The sequence below is a fragment of the Nocardioides soli genome (assembly GCF_014191495.1).
GTDB classification, from domain to species: domain Bacteria; phylum Actinomycetota; class Actinomycetes; order Propionibacteriales; family Nocardioidaceae; genus Nocardioides; species Nocardioides soli.
In genome coordinates this window covers 1-19826 of record NZ_JACHWR010000003.1, presented here as the reverse complement: position 1 = coordinate 19826, position 19826 = coordinate 1, and the positions used below count along the sequence as shown (strand labels likewise).

Annotated in this window: 18 protein-coding genes; 3 read left to right on the top strand and 15 right to left on the bottom strand. The window is 64.3% G+C overall.

Translation table 11 applies throughout. The features are described from left to right. Window positions 1–1194: 1194 nt before the first annotated feature. The 14 genes from FHU40_RS29640 to FHU40_RS18865 all read right to left on the bottom strand — a co-directional run bounded on the left by FHU40_RS29640 (window position 1195) and on the right by FHU40_RS18865 (window position 14647). Window positions 1195–1539 carry a bifunctional 3-phenylpropionate/cinnamic acid dioxygenase ferredoxin subunit gene (locus FHU40_RS29640; protein ID WP_183593940.1) on the bottom strand — a complete coding sequence of 115 codons (345 nt, stop codon included), beginning with the start codon at window positions 1537–1539 and terminating at the stop codon, window positions 1195–1197. A gap of 76 nt (window positions 1540–1615) precedes the next feature. After that, entirely contained in the window at window positions 1616–2479 is an 864-nt protein-coding gene (locus tag FHU40_RS18925; protein WP_221200064.1) for an alpha/beta fold hydrolase, read from the bottom strand. A gap of 175 nt (window positions 2480–2654) precedes the next feature. Next, the gene (locus tag FHU40_RS29635; protein WP_183593938.1) at window positions 2655–3557 is read right to left on the bottom strand and encodes a VOC family protein; all 903 of its coding nucleotides are present in this window, start codon (window positions 3555–3557) and stop codon (window positions 2655–2657) included. Window positions 3558–3636: 79 nt separating this feature from the next. Beyond that, window positions 3637–4539, bottom strand: coding sequence for a sugar ABC transporter substrate-binding protein (locus FHU40_RS18915; protein WP_183593936.1), 903 nt, complete (start codon window positions 4537–4539; stop codon window positions 3637–3639). Between the two features lie 168 nt (window positions 4540–4707). Continuing rightward, on the bottom strand, window positions 4708–5748 hold the full coding sequence (locus FHU40_RS18910) for an ABC transporter permease (protein ID WP_183593935.1): 1041 nt from the start codon (window positions 5746–5748) through the stop codon (window positions 4708–4710). Window positions 5749–5783: 35 nt separating this feature from the next. Further along, window positions 5784–7367, bottom strand: a complete 1584-nt coding sequence (locus FHU40_RS18905) for a sugar ABC transporter ATP-binding protein (protein WP_183593934.1) — start codon at window positions 7365–7367, stop codon at window positions 5784–5786. Between the two features lie 256 nt (window positions 7368–7623). Continuing rightward, entirely contained in the window at window positions 7624–8565 is a 942-nt protein-coding gene (locus tag FHU40_RS18900) for an alpha/beta fold hydrolase (RefSeq protein WP_183593932.1), read from the bottom strand. A gap of 42 nt (window positions 8566–8607) precedes the next feature. Further along, window positions 8608–9171: an aromatic-ring-hydroxylating dioxygenase subunit beta gene (locus FHU40_RS18895; protein WP_183593930.1), complete on the bottom strand. Its 564-nt coding sequence runs from the start codon at window positions 9169–9171 to the stop codon at window positions 8608–8610. Then, window positions 9168–10478, bottom strand: a complete 1311-nt coding sequence (locus FHU40_RS18890; RefSeq protein WP_183593929.1) for an SRPBCC family protein — start codon at window positions 10476–10478, stop codon at window positions 9168–9170. Before FHU40_RS18890 ends, FHU40_RS18895 begins: the two co-directional genes overlap by 4 nt. Window positions 10479–11481: 1003 nt before the next feature. Next, entirely contained in the window at window positions 11482–12063 is a 582-nt protein-coding gene (locus FHU40_RS29865) for a DNA-processing protein DprA (RefSeq protein ID WP_425490205.1), read from the bottom strand. A gap of 300 nt (window positions 12064–12363) precedes the next feature. Continuing rightward, window positions 12364–12519, bottom strand: a complete 156-nt coding sequence (locus FHU40_RS18880; RefSeq protein WP_183593926.1) for a hypothetical protein — start codon at window positions 12517–12519, stop codon at window positions 12364–12366. Between the two features lie 14 nt (window positions 12520–12533). Next, complete coding sequence (locus tag FHU40_RS18875) at window positions 12534–13562, bottom strand: DUF4192 domain-containing protein (RefSeq protein WP_183593924.1); 1029 nt, start codon at window positions 13560–13562, stop codon at window positions 12534–12536. Window positions 13563–13576: 14 nt separating this feature from the next. Next, entirely contained in the window at window positions 13577–13966 is a 390-nt protein-coding gene (locus tag FHU40_RS18870; protein WP_183593922.1) for a single-stranded DNA-binding protein, read from the bottom strand. A 225-nt stretch (window positions 13967–14191) separates the two neighbouring features. Then, window positions 14192–14647: a hypothetical protein gene (locus FHU40_RS18865; protein WP_183593920.1), complete on the bottom strand. Its 456-nt coding sequence runs from the start codon at window positions 14645–14647 to the stop codon at window positions 14192–14194. A gap of 310 nt (window positions 14648–14957) precedes the next feature. Here FHU40_RS18865 and FHU40_RS18860 point away from each other — a divergent pair, with 310 nt between their 5' ends. The 3 genes from FHU40_RS18860 (at window position 14958) to FHU40_RS18850 (ending at window position 18212) form a co-directional block, all read left to right on the top strand. Next, on the top strand, window positions 14958–16544 hold the full coding sequence (locus tag FHU40_RS18860) for a ParB/RepB/Spo0J family partition protein (RefSeq protein WP_183593918.1): 1587 nt from the start codon (window positions 14958–14960) through the stop codon (window positions 16542–16544). A 98-nt stretch (window positions 16545–16642) separates the two neighbouring features. After that, window positions 16643–17674: a DUF932 domain-containing protein gene (locus tag FHU40_RS18855; RefSeq protein ID WP_221200063.1), complete on the top strand. Its 1032-nt coding sequence runs from the start codon at window positions 16643–16645 to the stop codon at window positions 17672–17674. 76 nt (window positions 17675–17750) lie between these two features. Beyond that, window positions 17751–18212, top strand: a complete 462-nt coding sequence (locus tag FHU40_RS18850; protein WP_183593917.1) for a hypothetical protein — start codon at window positions 17751–17753, stop codon at window positions 18210–18212. A gap of 20 nt (window positions 18213–18232) precedes the next feature. Here the strand turns inward: FHU40_RS18850 and FHU40_RS18845 are convergent, their stop codons facing one another. After that, window positions 18233–19462 (bottom strand): IS110 family RNA-guided transposase, encoded by a 1230-nt coding sequence (locus tag FHU40_RS18845; RefSeq protein ID WP_183593915.1) that lies wholly within the window; start codon window positions 19460–19462, stop codon window positions 18233–18235. Window positions 19463–19826: the final 364 nt, after the last annotated feature.

Here is a 19826-nt window from a genome sequence, read left to right as displayed (position 1 = left end):
AGCCCCTGCGTGGTGCTCGGTGACTGGTTGGCACCGCCACCGTCACCACGCAGGGCCTTCACCGTCGGCTACGACACGACACGAAGGGTGGGGACTTCTATCTGGCCACCAGCGGGGACCTCAACCTGGCCACCAGTGGGGACTCTTTCATGGCCACGGACAGCATCTTCGACGATTAGCCGCGAGATGCGGCGCAACACGTCCCCACACGACGTCGGGGCTAGGCCGGCGACCTCGCCCATGCTCCCGCTCGCCAGCGGCTTGAGCGACCACGGGGCGGTCGCATAGCCCAGGAGCCGGGCTCCGGGAAGCGACACAAGGGAAGTTGCTCCTGGAATGGAGTCCCGAGCAGATCGCCGCGTGGCTCCGCACCGAGTATCTCCCGACCGGCCAACCTGGCACTTGTGCCACGAAACGATCTACCACGCGCTCTACAACGGGTCGAAAGGCGGCCTGCAGGCAACTCACCAACAAGCTCCGTACCGGGTGGCCCCTACGAGAGCGCCGGCGACGGCACACGAGCAGACTCCGCGGTTCATTGCACCTGCCCTGTGCTGATCGACCACCGCCCGCTTGCGGTCCAGCAACGATTCCGGATCGGCGACTGGGAAGGCATCCTCATCACCGGCCGGGGAGGACTGTCCGCGATGGCACACTGGTGTGTCGCCGCAGCCGTTACATCAGGTTGATCCACCTGCCCGGCTGCCGCCCCGCCGAGGAATTGGTTGCCGGCATGAACGACGTCATGACCGAACTCCCTGACGCCGCACGGCTCACGCTGGCGTGGGATTAGGGTTCCCAGATGGCACGCCTCGAGCAGATCGCTGCGCTCTTCGCTGAGGGAGTGTTCTCCCACGCCGGCAAGCCTTGGAAGCGACCGACCAACGAGAGCAGCAACGGTCCCCGGCGCCAGTACTTCCTAAGGAAACTGACCTCCGCGCTTACAGTTCGGACGACCTACGCCGGGTCGGGAGCGCATCAAACAACCGGCCCCGAAGGACGCTGACATGGGCTTCCCCAACTCAGATTGTGTGCGCGGCGCTAGCCTCCTCCTGACCGAAGTGTTGCGACGCCGGTTCGAATCCGCCATGGAACCCGCGCGTCGATACCGGGTGCGTTTTCAGGCGTCGCCGACAGCCGCAACCTCCTTCACGTGGGATGTGCACGTTCGAGACTCGACCCCAAACCCTGAGTTCAATTAGGATCAGCGTTACGAGCCGATAGATCTACCCGTACCATCCCACCGACGATGTCTACAGGATAGGACCTAAGTGGCGTCACGGCCGGGGGCGTTAGAGCTGCACCCGTCCGGAGACAAAACTTCGCGAAATGGAATTCACACTCAACAGTCTGGCCTTCGATGTATCCGTCGGCCAACGACGACTGAGCGTGGGTGCACGTATCGTCCGTTGCAAAGTACTCACCACCCACAAAGAAGATCGCGACAGGCGGTTCAATCTCCAACACTCGCGCATCGCCCGGCGCAAGCTCGGAAACGGCACAAACGTCGTGCCATTCGGGTTCCGTCTGGTTGATCATTCTCTCGCACTCTCCAAAATCTTGTCAAAGGGCTCACGCGAATCCGGATTGCTCTACGACAACCGCGTCACCGGCCTCACCAATGATTCGAATCCAGCCACTCTTCCACAATCGACGAAAACGCCACAGGACGTTCGAACGCAGGCCAATGGCCGCATTGATTGAGAAGAGTTACATCGGCATGACGAACATAGCTCATGAGCATAAGCGCCTGTTCAAAAGGGACCATCCGGTCGAATCGACCGTGAATAATCCTCATGGGGATACCGATCGAGGACAATGCGCTCAAATTGCTGTGCGCCCTGCTCGTAGATTGAGACACAGCCCTCCAATGGCCCAGCCGGCTATCGCGAAAGGCTTGAATCGCGGACACCATGGCCTCTGTCACGACCGTCTCGTCGTACACCAATGCCTTCAGTAGCCGCACAGTATGAGTCAGATCCGTCGGATGGAGTTGCGCCTCGTCATAAAGTCGCTGGACTTCAGACGGAAATGGCCCAAGTAGATATGGATCTCCTCCAGTTGACGCGTGGCACGATCCAACGACGAGTCCCGATACTCGGTGTGGAGCCGTGATCGCGAGATCGAGCGCAACCGTTGCGCCCATGGATGTTCCAACAACTGGAACCTCGTCGAGATCGAGATGATCCATCAACGACAGAACTGAACGCACGACCACGTCGTGGAACGGTTCGTCGTAGACAATCGGTCCAGACAAGCCAAAGTTCGGCATGTCCAGGGCGATGCATCTTCTCGACGTCGAAATCTCCCGCAGCACGCGGTGGAAGATCATCCACGCGGTCACGCCTGGTTGAGGACCGAAGGAATGTATGAAGAGCACCGGCTGACCTGTACCGACATCTTGAAAGTGAAGTGGGCCCTCACGTGTGGAGATCATGTGGCTCATATCGGCAGGAGGCAGCAGCTCGAAGTCGCTCACTCTTGCACCAACACCCTTCAATGACATACTAGCGTTAATCGCAAACTTCGGCAGGCCGTGCTCGGCGGGAGGGGCCGCGTCCCTCAGCTAGACGGGCCGGCTACGGATCAGCGCCAAGCAAACTGTTGGCAACACGAACTCTCGTACAAGCGGGGATGTGTGTCGATATCAAACCCTACCCGAACGACAGAAGCCGAGGCGTCAGTCCGACACCCATGGCGTGACCCCATGTGTGTCCGTTTGAATACCGCTTAATCTCCCAAGACCCGTTGTCCTCAACAGACACTGCATCGCACCCGTACTCCAGCCAGAAACCGGACGGGGTGCTTGCATAGAACGACAGCATCCTGTCATTGATGTGACGACCAAGGGACGTCCCCAATGAAAACTTTTCACTTTGCAACGCATCGAGCACCAAGCCCAGATCGTCGACCTCGTATGTCTCCAGCATTACGTGCTCGAGATGGCGAGGTGCAGCAGAAGAGCTCTCAGCGAACGCCACACTGTGGTGTCGCGAATTGCACCTGAGGAAAACCGCGTCAATGTCGGCCTCGGGCCAAGTGATGTAATCGCTCGTGCGGAAACCGAGAACCTCTTTGTAGAATTCCTCAATTTCGCCAATATCAGGAACGTACGCAAATAGATGTCCCAGCCCCAGATTGTCCGCCTTGAAGCCGCTAATTGGACGCGAGCGCTCGAATCGTGCAGGACCCACAATCGGTGCATACCCAATCTCGAGGGGCATCCCGGCTGGGTCTCGCAACCGAGCGACGCGTCCATACCGCCGCTCGATCGCATAAGAAGGATCGCACTCCTCGACCTCAACGCCCCACTCGCGTGCCCTGTTCACCACTCCCGAGTACGCCTCAGCGGAGGGTACCTCCCACCCGACGGCTCCAAGGGAGTCCGCACGGTCTTCTTTGAGCCAGAAGCGGTAATCACGCTCGTCGATGCGCAGAAGCATCTCGCTGTCAGGCGCCGCCTCGCGCCTGACGCACTGTACCCCTATTGCTCGACCAAATCGCTCCCATTCCGACAGGCTCATCACGCGCAGCTCGACGTAAGCGAGCTGCGACACACCGCCTCCAGACATCACAATTCCTCCGGTCGACTTCGTTCGGTTCGGTAGAGTCAGAGCCCCCAACGCGGGGGTCGTCCTACTCGACGATGTCCAGCTCCTCGAAACTGACATCGCGATCCTTCGGGGGCACGTAATCGTCGATGTTGTTCGCGGTCCACAGAGTCGACCGAAGAACCGTCTTCGCGGGAGCCGTACCTTCCTTAAGTGCATCTTCCGCCGTCTTCACGATGAGCCAGCCGAACTCCACCATATTCAGATCCCATGTGCCGGTGAGACGACCGTCACGCACAGCTTGGATTGCGTCCGAGTCGCCATTCTCGCCAGTGATAATGATTCCATCGGATTCGCCATCTGAGACGGTCTTCCCTGCTGCAATGACTGCGGCCGAGGCGCCAAGCGCGGAGGCGTCGTTGTACGCCCAGATGGCGTTCACGTCCGGATACTTCGTGAGCATGTCAGCGGTGAGCTTCTGCGCGCCGGCAGCGTCGTCGCTATTGTTCGACTGATGTGCGAGGATGGTTAGGCCCGCCTGCTTCGCGGCCTTCTCGAAACAATCGGCCACCGACGCCCACGACGGCACAACGTCGAGCCCGATCGTGACGACGTTCCCATCGGGGAATTTCGATGCGATCAGATCGGCGGTCTGTTCTGCCGGGCCCCCGGGCGAGCACTGCTGGATCTCATTCCACACGGCGTACTTGACGCCGCTACCCTCGGAGTTGACACCGATGATGGGAACGTTTGCCTGATCGGCCTGGGCGTAAATACCTGCCGTGGCACCTGCATCAAGGGTCCACGATGCGATCGCGCCAGCGTCCTGCTGGATCAGGCTCTGAATGTTCGAGACCTGAGCATTCGGATCGAGATTGGCGTCGAGAACGGTCGCATGCCAGCCGATGGACTCCGCGGCTTCCTTCATTCCGTGCCCGACGAGCGCAACGCTTGGCTGTGAAGCGACAGGAGAAGCAAATCCTATCATCGTACTTTCTTCAGAGGACCCGTTGAGAGAAGCGTCACTTGAAGATCCGCACGCGGAGGCAGTGAGTCCGCAGGCAAGAAGTGGGACCATAAGACGTACAAAGACCAACTTCACAGTAATATCCGATCCTTTCAAAGGGGAACTATGTTTAGGGTGGACGCTTTCTGTTCAGGCCCTGATGCGGCCTCTGCGCCCTCCCCTCCTTCGCGGCCCGAGTCTTCCACCACTCCCACGAAGAGATCCGAGGCCAACGGCTGCAATCAAGATGCAGCCATTGATTGCTCCTTGCCAGAATGACGACACTTCGCTCAGGGTCACGCCGTTCTGAACTACGCTCAAGAAAACTACGCCAAGGACGGTTCCTAAAACACCGCCCTCACCACCGGAGAATGCTGTTCCACCGATGAGTACAGCAGCGATCACAGTCATCAGCTGTGTCATGTCAACAGCCGGCGAAGCGCCGGTTAGTCGACCAACCTGAACGATGCTGGCCATACCTGCGGTCATCCCTGCGAGGACATAGACAGAAATGATCATCCGTGTCACGTGGATACCATTAAGCCGCGCCGCCTCGATGTTTGATCCGATCGCAAAGACTGAGCGGCCGAATTTGGTAAATCGCAACACCACTATTGCCAGTGCAACCAGCAGCACATCGAACAGCATCAGCACCGGAAACGGACCGACGCCGCTATTGACGAATGATGCGATCGGCCCGAAACCCGCGAACCCGAAAACACTGATGGTGTGTCCGTCGCTTGGCACCAGTGCGATGGTCATGAGGATTGACATTGTGCCGAGGGTCACGACTAGGAACGAGATCTTCGCCCACGCAATAAGCGCTCCGTTGATCAAGCCGATGGCGACGCCCACCGCGATAGGAAGGACAACAGCAACTACGGTCGGCGCAGCACTCTCCAAAGCCAACCCCATAGCAACTCCTGACGCAGCGGCGGCCGCGGCGGCAGACAGATCAAGCTGTCCGATCAAGATCACGAACGTCGCCCCGATTGCCAAGATCAGGACCGAGCTGTTGCTCGAAACGATATTCGTCACGTTTCCCCACGTAGCGAAGATCGGTTCTGTAATCGCGAAGTAGGTACAGACCGATAGGAGCGCGATGAGCAGGCCCGATTGCTTACCCTGGGCCAGGCGCACGTAGCTCTTCTTGGCGAGCCCAATACTCCTGTTGTTGTCGGTGGATTCCATTTGGAGATCCTCAGGTGCCAGCAATGTCATAATTCCTACCTAAGACTCGGTGACGCGCCATCCGTGATATCGGCCCACATGGCCTCGCCTTCTCTTGCCAGGTCCATGCCCGAGTCCGTACCTGATACCGCAACGGCAGCGAGGGTTTCTTCGTCCACTTGGCCGGCCGCAAATTCTGCATGGACCCTGCCGCGATGGAATACAAGGATGCGATCGGCCAAGCCGAGCAGCTCGGGCAATTCGGACGAGACGACGATGACAGCTGCGCCAGCGTCCACTTCGGCTTGCACGAGCTTGTACAACTCGCTCTTGGCTGCAACATCGATGCCACGCGTCGGCTCGTGAAGCACGAATATGTTGCACTCCGCACGCCCAAACGTTCGACCAACGACCACCTTCTGCTGGTTGCCCCCAGACAGGAGCGCGATCGGTACCGCCTCAGATAGGGCCCGTACACCGTAGTCAGCCGACGCCTCATTGACCCGTCTGCGCTCTTCGCGGACGCGCATGAACCCATAGCGCGAGACGTTGTCCATCCATCCGAGAGCGAAATTCTCGACGACGCTCCTCCGGGGCAGGATGGCTGCCGCCTTCCGATCGTCTGGGACGTAACCGATTCCGGCTGCGAGTGCGCCGCGGGGAGATCGGTCCTTGAGCTGCCTTCCGGCGACCTCGATCGATCCTGTGCTTGGGATGGCACCAGCGATAGCCAACGCCAGCTCAGACTTTCCAGAGCCGACGAGTCCAGCTATACCGAGGATCTCGCCACGTCTGAGGTCGAACGACGCTCCCCCGAGAACTCCTCCGTCCGTGTCGAGCCCCCGTACGCGCATGACCACGTCGCCCGGGGCAGACGTGCGCGCGCCGTAATAGTCGCCCACTTCGCGCCCGACCATGAGTCGAACGAGCGTCGACTCAGATGTCGCGGGCAGCGCAACGGTGTCGACGACTTTGCCGTCTCGCAGCACAGTGGCCCGGCTGGCTGATCGATAGAGCTCTGGCATCCGGTGGGTGATCATGAGGATGGCGGCGTCCTTGTCGCGCATCTCCTCAACTATTGTCAATAGGCGGTCTGTGGCAGCCTCTGACAAGGAACTTGTGGCCTCGTCGAGAATCAAGAGCTTCGCGTTCCTGGAAAGGGCACGCGCGATTTCCACTGCCTGACGCAGTTCGATGGGCAACTTCCCTACGATCGCCTGTTCATCGATTTCCAAATTCAAACGGGCAAGCACATCACGGGCAATCAGTCGACAACGTTGCCAATCGACGGTGCCCAACTTCTTGCGGGGCAGTTGTCCCAAGCAGATATTCTCAGCGACCGTGAGTTCGGGCGCGAGAGTGAGTTCTTGACTGACCGCAATGATTCCGTACGAGGCGGCGCTTGCGGGACCTTTTAGCAGCACCTCCTTTCCGTCGATTTCAATCGATCCCGCCTCCGGCTGATACAGGCCCGTCAAGATCTTGGCGAGAGTGGACTTTCCGGACCCGTTTTCGCCGGTGAGCCCGCGAATTTCGCCCCTGTGAAGATCGAGCGATACGTCATCCAGCACCTGTACGCCAGGGAATGACTTGCATATTCCTCGCACGCGGATGAAGGCCGGCTTTTGCTTCTCATCCATCGTCAACGATCCACTCCCCTCAGACAAAGTTCCTCCCTCAGCGTGTGAGGATTCTTACAGATGTACTGGATGGCGTGTAGCAATGTGTTCCACTGAGCAGACCTCCGGACAGGCTTCAAGTGTTAGTTGGAGGGATGTCGCTGGCTGTTGGTGCGCATAAGCCGCGATCTGTTCTAATGGCGCGGCCAGATAACAGAATCGCTGACCTAGACATGCACTGGGCAGCGGATCCACGCAGAACGCGAGATGGTGGCGACTATGCCCGTAGCCATGACTTGACCAGCGCGTTGAACTTGGCCGCTTCGTCAAACTGGGGCCACATCGCAGACTCCAAGAAGACCTCACACTGTGCATTTGGAAGATACTCCGCTAGTCGGAGCGCAGAGTCGAGGCTGAACAGTGGATTCTGCTCGGTCCATACAATCAGCGTTCGGATGCGGATTTGCTGCAGTTCAGTCTGGCTGACGGACGTTCGAGAGTCATGCCTGGCGGTGCGCAATGAGCCCAGAAGCCTCTTGTGCGCATCTGTGAACCCTTTACGTGTCCAGAACCGCATCCGTAGTTCGAGCATCTCCTCGTCGACTTGTTCCCGTCCCAAATGCAACCAACTCATGCGCTCACGCATGAGTTCAACAGATCCGGGGTCCTTGAGTACCCGTGCCGTGAGCTCCTGAAAAGCCGCTTGAGAGTGCATGAGAGAGGGATCGTCTGCGTCTTCCTCCGGAAGAATGCATGCGCAGCACAGGACCAGGGAGTCAACCCGAGCTGGGTGATTGACAGCCAACCACTGGGCAACTTGTGCACCGAGAGCTTCACCGACGATGGCCGCGGAGTCGATGCCAAGCGCGTCCATGGTCGCGAGAACGTGCTCCCCGACTGTGCGCCAGTCGAACGGCTGCTCATCATCCGGGAAATCAGTTAGACCATGACCCAATAGGTCCATCGCGACCACGTGAAAGTCGTCAGCGAAGGACCCAACGTTTCGCAGAAAGACCTCCAGATGCCCGCCCGTACCATGCAAGAGGAGCAGGGAGGGGCCCGCGCCCGCTTCGATGATGCGAGTTCGGGCCCCCGTGCTTGTTTCGATGTACCGCAGTTGGTGGGAGACACTAGCTACGCTCTGCCACAGCGATTGACTAAGCGGCAGCGGACTGCCTGGCGATGACATCGACTGGTTGTCGTTCAGATCTGCGCTCATGTGGAATCGATTTCCCTGCTGGTGCGAGTCACCTGGTCTCTCCTAGAAGAAGACGCTGAGGTTCTTCGACAGCACCACGTTCTGATCCAGAAGGATCGTTCGACGGGCGATCTTGAACGAGGCGCCATCGCGTCGCAGTAGATCGAATCGTTCACCCGCCCAGATGTCGACCTCGGTCTCAAGCCGGTTCCTGTACACGATGAAGTTCGACCGAACGTCGTACTCATCCCCGGCAGAATCGACGGGCAATGAGATCCGGACGTTGCTGATCAGGTGGCGCGTGCGTGACGGCGGGTCTTCAGCCCAGAACTTTCCAGTCTCGCGCTGCATGACGCGAACGTCGAGGGATTCCTTGTCGTCGTCGAACAGCGCCATCTCAGTTCCGCGGTCGGCAACTTCGTCCTCAAGGCGCTGGCGGCGCAGGCGGTTCTTCCGAAGTGGAGCCCGGTAGCGAATGTCGTCCGCCATGAGCTCAAACCAGTGTCGGTAGCGCCAGTCATCGAGCAACTGGGCCTCAGCGTAGAGGAACTGTTCCACCTCGTGCTGGACTTGCATCGTTACACCCGTGGCGATCGGTGCAGTAGAACGCTCGAGTTGCGTCGTCATCGGTTCACCTTCTTTGACCAGTCATCGTCGAAGTCGTCACAGTGTGGCCACTTTTCGCTCGTCATGAACTCCAGCCACCGCCGATAGAAGGCGCGCTGCGGGCCCTCGCCGAAATACATTTCATTGATACGTCCGGGCAACGTCGCGTGGTCGTCGGTTTCGTGACCGAGGCCCATCTGGTAGTTCCACTTGAGAAGCCTTGTTTGATAACCATCCTGGAGCAGCTGGCCCATCAGGTCCCAGTTCTCCCCGTCGTCGACCTCAACGGTGCCGGCCGCGCCCTCGGTCAACGTCGACGACAACTGCTGTGCGCGCTTTACCTCTTCTGGGGCGTCCCTGTCTACTACCGTCCAGGACCAGATCTGAAAGGTGTTCGGGCCCTTCGGGTGCCAGACGCGGAGGTTCGACTGACCTGGGAGCCCAGAGAGGTTCGGGAAGACCGTGAAGTTGCCCACGGTGTTGGCGCGTTCTGGCCCGAGACGATCGATAGCAGTCTGCATGCGCTGGGTACGATAATCTGCCGCCCCGTCCTCAAATCGGCTGGGTTGATTGTAGATACCTGAATAGCCGTGTCCAAGCCTGGATGAGAACTGGAATCCAGCGGGAGAAGGGCCAGTGTAAAGATCGGTATTACTGATCTGGGCTAGCGAACTCATGTGGGTCACATTGACGTGGTACCCGTCGCCAGCGAACTGCTCCGCGGCGATCTTCCAATTGCCATGAATTGTCCACTTCACGACTCCCGGCAGAACTTCGATACCGCCGGGCACATGATCGACCCATGCATCGATATAGTAGACAGAGTCGCCCAGATATTCCAGGAGTGGCGGAGCGTCGGCGTCGAACGTGGCAAAGATGAGACCCTTGTAGCTATCGATCTGTGCAACCTGCTTTAGGCCGAACTCTTCCTTAGGAAGCTCGCCGTGGTATGCGTCATGTTCGTTCGGCACGTTGACGAGATTGCCTGCAATGTCGTACGTCCAACCGTGGTACGTGCACATGAAGTGCTTCGTGTTTCCGTCCTCGGCGCGACACACCTTCATGCCCCGGTGCCTACAGGCGTTCAGGTATGCCTTGACGCTGCCGTCGCGTTGCCGTGCCACGAGGACGGGGTCCCCGCCCATGTAGGTGTTGAGGAAGTCACCGGGCTTGGGGATCATGGTGTCGTGGGCCAAGAACAGCCAGGCCCTGCTGAACAGCCGTTCCAGTTCGAGACGATAGATATCTTCATCAATGAAGATATCGGCGCTCACTTCACCTCGCTCCCAGTCAACCTTGGCCAACAACTCACTCCTGTCGACTGCCACTGGTGTACCTCCTTGTGGTATAGATGAATCAACGCTTCATGTTGGTATGGCCAATGGCAGGCAGATCTCTACGTGGACATAAGCTGCGAAGACATGGCCGAACACCCGATATTGCTCGTTAAGAATGCGCCTAGAGTCCTACCTATTGTTGAGAACCGAGCATTGCTTGGTTCTCGTTAGATACCGCTATACCATCGTCCTAGATCACTCGGTCCTCAAAGTTCGGTCGTCTCCACGATTAACGGGTGTCCCGCTCTGGCCGACGTTCAAGATGATGGCCCGCCCCCGAATCCAGGACAACGTCGTTGTTCCGTTCAATGGACTGCGAAAAGACCCGGTGGCCGAAGTGCACGAGCGGCGGTCGCGCTGCCTGGCGAAGGAGTGGCCCGCCGCTGTCGAGATGCGGCGATGGCCTCTCGACCCAAGAGGTCGTGTACCCCCAGGTGGGTGGGCTCGGCGCTGCCGTACGGGGCGCCGTTGATGGCCCGCCCCATGGATGCGAGATCTCGACCGAGATTGGTGGCCAACTCCAGGCCGTAGCTCGTGGCGGCTCGTGACCCGACCAGTGTCACCGAGGGGTCCGCCGCCTGACGCAGATCTCTTTCTCCCCGACTCACGACCCAACCGGCTCCCCGCCCCGCTTACGCAGTTGACAGCCGTCGGGCAATGCTCCGACTTAGTCGGGGCCATTCGGCGTCGGCCGATGCGAGGAAGCCGAATGCCCTGGTGAGCTGCCTGCTCTTCGCCCCCCCCCCCCCCCCCCCCCCCCCCCCCCCCCCCCCCCCCGGGGTCCACGTGCGCGACGTCTTGGCCGATCGACAGGCCACGTGTTCGTCCACGTCGGCCGGCGCATCGAGGTAGCCGAGGACCTTTCCGGCGCCGAGGTCGCTGACTAAGCCCGGTCCCCTGGGGTCGCCGGGGTCGAGCGTGCAGCAGTGCTTGACGCGCCCCACTCTGTCGACCTCGTCGACGTCGTGGCGGCCGCCGATCATCCCGGCCCTCCCTACAGACCTCGAGGTGGACAGCAGGGCCGTGCTCCGTCTCGCGCAGCCAGCTCGGGAGGCGAAAATGGACGCTGGGGAGGCCGGTACGCAAACGTAGTGCGTCGAGGTTGCCGTCGGCGGCCAGGACTCTCGGTCCGCGTGGCGGCGCTGCTGACTGGTCCTGGGACGCCCATGACGGGACGGCCGAGTGTGTCGGTCCACTGGGCGAGGGTGTTGAGGGCGCCGCTGCGTATGGCGCCCTCAACGACCACAGTGCCTTCGGACAGACCAGCGACGATCCTGTTCCGGGCGAGGAACGCGGTGCGCGTGGGCGCGGCCCCCGGGGGCGCCTCGGCGACGATAAGGCCGCGTTCCGCGATCGCCTCGAGCAACTGGGCGTTCGCGGCCGGAGGGGACCGGTCGGCGCCGGACGGCATGACGGCGATGGTCGGGCCGCCGCCAACGACTGCGCCGCGGTGCGCGCCCTGGTCCACGCCGTAGGCGAGGCCGCTGACGACAGTGTGGCCCATGGTCGCGAGCTCGCGGTTCAGCTCGGTGGCCTGGTGCGTGCTGTAGCTCGTCGCGGCACGCGACCCGACCACGGCCACGGCGTCGGCTCCAAGCTGGATCAGGTCGCCGGCTTGGAGTGGTCGGACGGGATGATGAACCGGACGCCGGCGCCGGCGACCTGCTCGAGCAGCCTGGTGGGTCGTCGTGGGCGAGCTCCTGGCCGATGCAGAAGCCCAGTGGTTCTCCACCTCGCCCGGGCCTCGAGATACCAGGACATTCGGTACGCCGAGCTCGCTGACCAGCCCGGTGACGCGCAGGTCGCCGGACTCGATGGTGCTGCTCAGCTTGACGCGGGCGAGCCAGCCGGTCGTCGACGTCGGCGTGCGGAGTGCTCATTCCGGGCCTCCCCACAGCAGGTCGAGGTCGGGTTCGTGGATGACGTCGAGGCGCTTGTCGGCCGCGTAGGCCGCGCGCTCGGGTACGACCAGGCGCCGCAGTTGCCGCTCGGTGGTGCTGTGCTGCACCGTGGTGTCGTCGTCGTGGTTCATCGCGGTGGTCCTCCTCAGCGGCCCGGGGCCGGACGGTCGGTGATGGGCTGCGTGCCGGGGATGTCGCGCTGCTGGCCGGCTGGCTTGGGGACGAAGGACTCGTCCAGCTCGGCGGCGAGGCCACGCGTCTGGGTCTGGTACCGCTCCGACTCACGGGGGTGGATGCCGTTCTGCAGCGCCGAGGCGACGATGGCGGCCATGGAGTAGGGCCGGTCCGCGGGCACCTGGTCGAGGGCGCACCAGGCCTTGGCCCCATCGCCGTGCAGCCAGCTGGCGAAGCCGAGCATGGAGGCCGGCGCTGCGCGGACCTCGTCAGGAGCGCGGCGGGTGAGGTCGTTCCACAGGGCCATGTGGCAGGTGCGGTTCTCGCGGCTCATGTCCTCCCAGAGCGCGTCGCGGGTGCTGATCGTCCCCAGGGCCACCAGCATCCGTGCGCCGTCGACGTCGGAGAGCCGGTTGCCGTCGGCGTGGAACTGCTCGAGCCGGTCCAGCGCCCAGTCCCGCTCGAGGACGGGAGTGCTGTCCGCGGCCGCGGCCCGGGCCGCGGGGAGCAGCTGGGCGATCGGCTCCCGGTCACCGACCATGGAGGCGGCCAGCGAGGCTCGACTGGCCGCCGGCTGGGCGGCGCCGGTCAGGACGGTGGCGGCCGCGATCCGCTCGGCGGTCGCTTGGGTCTGCAGCCCGGTCTGGCCGGTGTTGAACTCACGCCACCGCTCGCCGTCGGCCCACAGCCGGATGTGGGTGGTGATGCCCACGGTCTCGAGGCGGTTGGACAGATGCTGGCTGGCCAGCTCGGCGCTGCGGCGGTCCTCGGTGAAGCAGAGGATCGCCAGGCGGGCTCCGGGGCGGGCGTGGCGGCCGTACGGGCCGCTGAGGGCGTCCCACACTTCCTCACGGTCTGCCGCCGTCTTCGGCAGGTCGACGCGAGTGATGGACAGCCCGGGCCGGAAGGGCACGAGCACGATCGACTCCTCCGGCTTGAAGCCGAGGACGTGCGGCACCGCGGCCAGCAGCTCGTCCGGGGACTGTACGACGAGATCCATCGGAGCGAACCTCCTCAGCTGACCTGGGCCGCTTGGGGGGCGCGCTCGATGCGCGCGGAGACGTACTTGAGCGACAGGCCGACCTCGCCGAAGCGGTTGTCGACGACCACGACGTCCTTGGTGCGCTTCTCGCCGGTCTCCTTGTCAGCCCAGGCCTCGGTGCGCTCGAGGCCGTGGACGAAGATCGGGTCGCCGGATCCGCAGCTGTCGTGCACGTGGGTGGCGGCCGAGCCGAAGATCTTGACGTTGTGGGCGGTGGGCTCGTCGTTGACCCACTCCCCCTGGTCGTTCTGGGTCCGGCGGTTGACCAGGACCCGGCAGCTGACGAACGGCTTGTTCTCGCGGGTGTAGAGCAGCTCTGGCGCCTCGGCCAGGTTGCCGGCGAAGGTGACGGTGGTCGACATGACTTCCTCCTGGGTGACTGCGAGACGGAAATCGGTCCCGCAGTCACCTAGGTCCCGTCGGGGTCCGGCAGCGATTACATCTGTCGAACTAGTTGCTCGAGCTCGCGTGCAGCCGGTCATCCCCACAGCGCACGGAAGTGCCCCGACCGGCTCTCGGGTACCGGATCGGGGCGCCGGGAAGGACGCTCGCAGCCACCGACACCACCCGGCCGGCGGGCAGCTGGCCTACCGTGCCGGCCGGCGCCGCGGCGGGCGGTTGCTGAGCTTCTGCGGCGGCGGGGGCAGGTCTCGGCCCAGCCGCCGGCGGGCCTCCTCGGCCGCCGCGATGACCGCCTCCTGGGCGAACGCAGAGCGGGCGAGCATCCGGCCGAGCTCCTGGCGATCGGCCACGAGCGCGTCTTCGACCGCCTCGAGGGTCGAGGCCGGCAGGTCGTGCTTCTTGTTGAAGCTCTTGCGCGTCACGCTGACCAGGGCGGGATGCTTCTCGCCCGCAGCCGCAAGCTCGGCCCGCTGCTGCGGTGAGCGCCGGGCGTGCACCTCGAGCGCCTGGGCGAGCCACCCGACGAACGAGCCGGGCGAGTCGGCGTCGGTGTCCAGGTCTGCGAGGTAGGCCGATCGCGCGAGGTCCCACACACCGGGCTTCCAGTAGATCCCCACCGGGATCGTGGTCTGGCTCGTCACCTGATCACTCCCCTGGCCTCGGCCGCCGGCGCCGAGCTGCAGCGGCTAACACCAACGCCGCTGCATTCCCGGTCGGGGCCCCGCGCAGCCGTTCCCACCCTCGCTCGAGTCCTTCCCGTCCAGCCAGCTACGAGGTGCAACTGCGCCGCGCCGCCGCAGCGGAGTCCGCGCCCGGTGAGGCCGGGGTTACCCCACCCTCACCGGGTGCCCACCTTTCCACAAGTCCGCCCCGTGGCCCGGTAGGCGTCGGCCCCCGTTGGGAGACTCAGTCCTGTCAGTTCTTTCTATTCTACTCATGGAGGACAGCAGCATGACCGACAGCGTCCAGACCCCCGCCGACACCGTCGCCGACGAGGCCGCCGAGGTCGTCCAGGCCGAGGAGTTCATGTACTTCGACCCCGCCGACATCATCATCGGCACCAACGTCCGGACCGACCTGCGCGCCGACCACAAGGAGTTCCGCAAGTCGATCAAGGAGCGCGGCGTGCTGGAGGCCGTCACGGTCTACCGCAACGAGGACGGCCAGTACGTCCTGCTGCGTGGCCAGCGCCGCACCGTGACCGCCGCCGAGGTCGGCACCCCGACCGGGCTGATCCCGGCCCGCGTCGTGCCCCAGCCCGCCGACGCCGACCGGATCGGTGACCAGATGGTCGAGAACATCCACCGCGCTGGGATGCGCGAGGCCGAGGTCGTCGCGGGCGTGGAGCAGCTGGCCCTGCTCGGCGTGAGCGCCGCGCAGATCGCCAAGCGCACCAGCATCGACCGCCCGACCGTGAACGCCGCCCTGACGGTCACCAAGGCCGACCAGAGCCGCAACCGGCTCGACTCCGGCGACCTGACGTTGGAGGAGGCCGCGATCTTCGCCGAGTTCGAGCACGACCCCGAGGCCGTCGAGCGCCTGGAGAACACCAAGAAGTGGCGGCGCTCGCTCGCCCACGAGTCCCAGCGGCTGCGCGACGAGGCCGCAGAGCGCGAGGCCGACGCCACCGAGGTCGAGCGGCTGCGCGCCGAGGGCCTGCCGGTGCTGAGCGCCGAGGAGGTCGAGGAGGCCGACGAGGTGCTGCGCATCGAGCGGCTGGTCACCGAGGACGGCGAGCCGCTGCCCGAGGAGGAGTGGCCCAACGTCCCCGGCGCTCGCGTCCACGTCGTCAAGGAGTGGGTCTACCCCGAGGACGAGTACGACGAGGAGAGCGAGGACGGCGACGAGTCGGAGGACGAGGTCTACGAGCCCGCCGAGCCCTACCAGCAGTACCTGCCGGTGTGGGTCGTGACCGACCTCGCCGCCTCCGGCCTGCGCCGTCGCGGCGCGTCCGGCAGCACCTCCGGCGACAGCAGCCACGAGGGCGAGAGCGAGGAGGAGGCCGAGGCCCGCCGCGAGGAGCGCCGCCGCGTGATCGCCAACAACAAGGCCTGGGCGAGCGCGGAGACGGTGCGCCGCGAGTGGCTGGCCACGTTCGTCGCCCGCAAGACCGCCCCGAAGGGTGCCGAGGCCCTGATCTGCGAGGCCGTCGTCACCGGCCACCACTCGCTGAGCAAGGCCATGGACCACCGGCACCCGATGCTGTTCACGCTGCTGGGCGTCGACCGTCCGACCGGCTACTACGGCGCGGGGCACGACGAGTGCCACAAGATCGCCACCAAGGCGAGCACGCCGAAGGCCGCGACCATGACCACGCTCGCCGCCGTCATCGCCGCGTGGGAGGCCACGACCGGCAAGCACTCGTGGCGCAACCCGACCGCGTGGGATGCCCGCGTGCTCGGCGCGCTCGTGGAGTGGGGCTACCAGCCCAGCGAGGTCGAGCGGATCCTGCTCGGCGAGGAGCCGCAGACGACCACCGGCAGCGACGAGCCGGAGGACGAGGCCAGCGGCACCGAGGCCAGCGACAGCGCCGCCTAACCGGGTCGCACTCCCCCACCCCCACCACCTGAGGGCGGTTCTTCCTGTGGAGAACCCGCCCTCAATGGAATAGAAACCATAGAACGAACCCAGTTCGTTTGATCCGCTACCCGGGAGGACCCCGACATGTCACACGAGACGAGACCCACGGCTCGCAGGCCGCAGCCGTCTTCGCCCGCAAGGACGCCTGGCACCGCCTGGGCACCACCGTCCGCGACCGCGCGTTCACCGCCGAGGCGGCCATGACGCTCGGCCACCTGGGCGGCTGGGACGTCCGGAAGTTGCCGCTCACCACCGCCGAGGTCAGCGAGGGCGGCGTCACCGCGATCGAGGTCCCGGGCTTCGCCACGGTGCGCACCAACCCGTTCACCGGCGAGCCTGAGGCGCTCGGCGTCGTCGGCGGCGGCTACACCCCGCTGCAGAACGAAAACCACGCCGAGTTCCTGAACCTTCTGGCCGACGAGTCCGGCGCGATCTTCGACACCGCCGGGTCGCTGCGTGGCGGTCGGCAGGTGTCCATCACGATGCAGCTGCCGGACTCGCTCACCGTCGGCGGCACCGACCGCGTCGACCTGAACATCGCCGCGCTCAACAGCCACGACGGGTCTAGCGCGTTCCGCATCCTCCTCACCCCGGTCCGCGTCGTGTGCGCGAACACCCAGAGCGCAGCGCTGCGCAACCACGAGTCGTCGTTCTCGATCCGGCACACCCGCAACGCCAAGGCCGCCGTACAGGCCGCCCGCGATGCGCTCGGGCTGACCTTCACCTACGTCGACGCCTTCCAGGTCGAGGCCGAGCGGCTGATCCAGCAGACCATGACCGACGCCGCGTTCGACGCCCTGATCGACGCCACGTTCGGCAAGGCCGAGGCCAACGCGACCAAGCAAGTCCGCGAGACCGAGCGCCGTCGCCGCTCCCGGCTGCACTGGCTCTTCGCCGACGCCGAGACGCAGGCCGGCATGCGCGACACCGCGTGGGCCGGCTACCAGGCCGTGGCCGAGTACGTCGACCACTACGCCCCGGTCCGCACCAAGGGCGACGAGCAGACCGCCCGGGCCACGCGGATGCTCACCAGCGAGGACCCCGACCGGATCAAGCGCCGCGCCAGGACCGCGCTCGCCCCGGCCTGACCGTCACCCCAGTTCCTCCGGTGGCGGGCCGAGACCCCGAGTCCGGCCCGCCACCGGCCCAACCGAACGAGGAGCCATGACCGACACCACCACTCACACCGACCTCGCCACCGAGCAGGTCCGCGCATGGGATCTCCGGCCCACCGACACCCTGCTCGACCCCGACACCGGCATCGCATTCCCCATCACCACCGTGAGGGTGGATGAGCCCGGCCGCGCCGGACGCGAAGTCCACATCGCAGCCCCAGTCCTCGGCCCCCGAACCCTGCCGCTCAACCAGTTCGTCCCCATCGCGAAGCGAGACACCACCCCGACTGGCACCGCCGCCGACATCGCCGCCAGCGCGGCCAAGGACCGGCACACCCTCAGCGAGACCACGTCGGACCTGATCGTCATCGAGCACCGGCTGCGCGACGTGCGCCGCTGGACCCCCGAGACCGCCCGCGCCCACCTGGACGCGGCCCTGTCCAGCGTCGCCACGGCGCTGGACGCCCTGCACGCCGAGTACGCCACCCGCACCACCGAACAGGAGCTGTGATGACACTTCCTGAGTCAACCTCAGGCCGCGATCGGCAACCTCTGGGCTCCCCCGTGGAGGTTGGCGTCGTAGGGCTGGCCGGTGTGCCAGCAGCGGTAGATCACTCGGATCCAGGCACGAGCCAGGATACGGGTCGCGTGGGGGTGGTCGTGGACCCGGGCTCGGGCTCGGGCGTAGATGTGAGCGGCCCAGGGACTCTCGTGCCGACTGTTGTCTGCGAAGGTCGTGATGGCTTTGCGGAAGCGTTTGTTGCATGCCCAGCGGAAGTGCACGGCGCGCTGCTTGCCGGATTCCTTGGTCACCGGTGTGACGCCGGCGAGGGCGGCCACGGCGTCGGGTCCGGCGTAGGCTGCGCGGGAATCGCCCCACTCGGCGAGTACCTGGGCGGCGTTGATCTGACCCGACCTTGGCAGCGACGTGAAGACAGCGGCGTCCGGGTGCTCCCCGAGGTGGGCGACCACGGAGCGGTCGAGGTTCTTCCCGGCGGTGTTGAGGGCTTCGAGCACGGTGACCAAAGCGAGCACCGCGTCGTGGACGGCCTCGACCAGGGCCGAGTCGTTGGTCCCGGCCGGTGCGCGGCGCAGTCGTGCGAGCAGCTCACTGGCGGGACGGCGGCCGGAGTAGCCGTGCTTGGTCAGGAACGCGGTCATGCGTTTCTCGCCCAGGTGGGCGGCTGCCATGGCGGTGGGATAGCGGCGCAGGAACGCCAGGCTGATCGGGGACTCGACATCGGCGAAGATCGCCTTGGCGCCGGGCCAGAAATCGTCCAGCAGTGCACTGAGCTGGTTCGTCGCGGCCACCCGCATCTCGACGATGTCGTCGCGGGTGCGGACCACGGTGCGCAACGCCTTGGTCTCACTCGAGTAGGGCTGGACCGGATGGAGGCGGTGGTGACGCAGCCGCAGGTACTCAGCGATCACCATCGCGTCGCCGGCATCGGACTTCGCTCCGGAGAGGACCTCGCTCTCGCGCCAGGTCTTGATCGCGTTCGGGGACACCGGGATGACCGGGTGTCCGGCCTCGAGCAGCAGGTCGACCAGGCGCCCGTTGGGGCGCTCGATACCGATCTGCACGAGCTCGGGGTCGCCATGCTTGGCGAGTCGACGGATCAGCGACGCGATGCCCTCGGCGGTGTGCTCGATGGTGAACTGGGCCAGCACCTTCCCGGCCGCGGACATGACACACACGGCATGCACGAGAGCGGCCCAGTCCAGGCCGACGTAGACGACTTCAGGGGTCTCTTCAGACAACGGAACTCCTCAGGTTGGCAGCGACGACCCGGCAAGGCCCCCGGAATCGGCTGCCGGACGGTCACTAACTGGCGCTCTGTGGCGCGTCTTCCTGATGCCGGTCTGCGACCCCGGGAGGACCGAGGGCGGCGGTGTCATCGTGGCCCTCACGGGGCGACCGAGCACGGCCGTCACCTCGGCCCTCGCCGAGTCCCTTCAACGAATGCTCATCGGACATCCGTCGAGAGGATGGTGCCCTAGTGACCGAGCAGACCAGCCGGACCCGACCGGCACCGTGATCAGCGAGCGCGACCAGCGCCGCATCCTCGCCGCCATGATGAAGATGCCGTACGCCGCCAGCAGCCGCGTCCCGAAGCCGTGGACC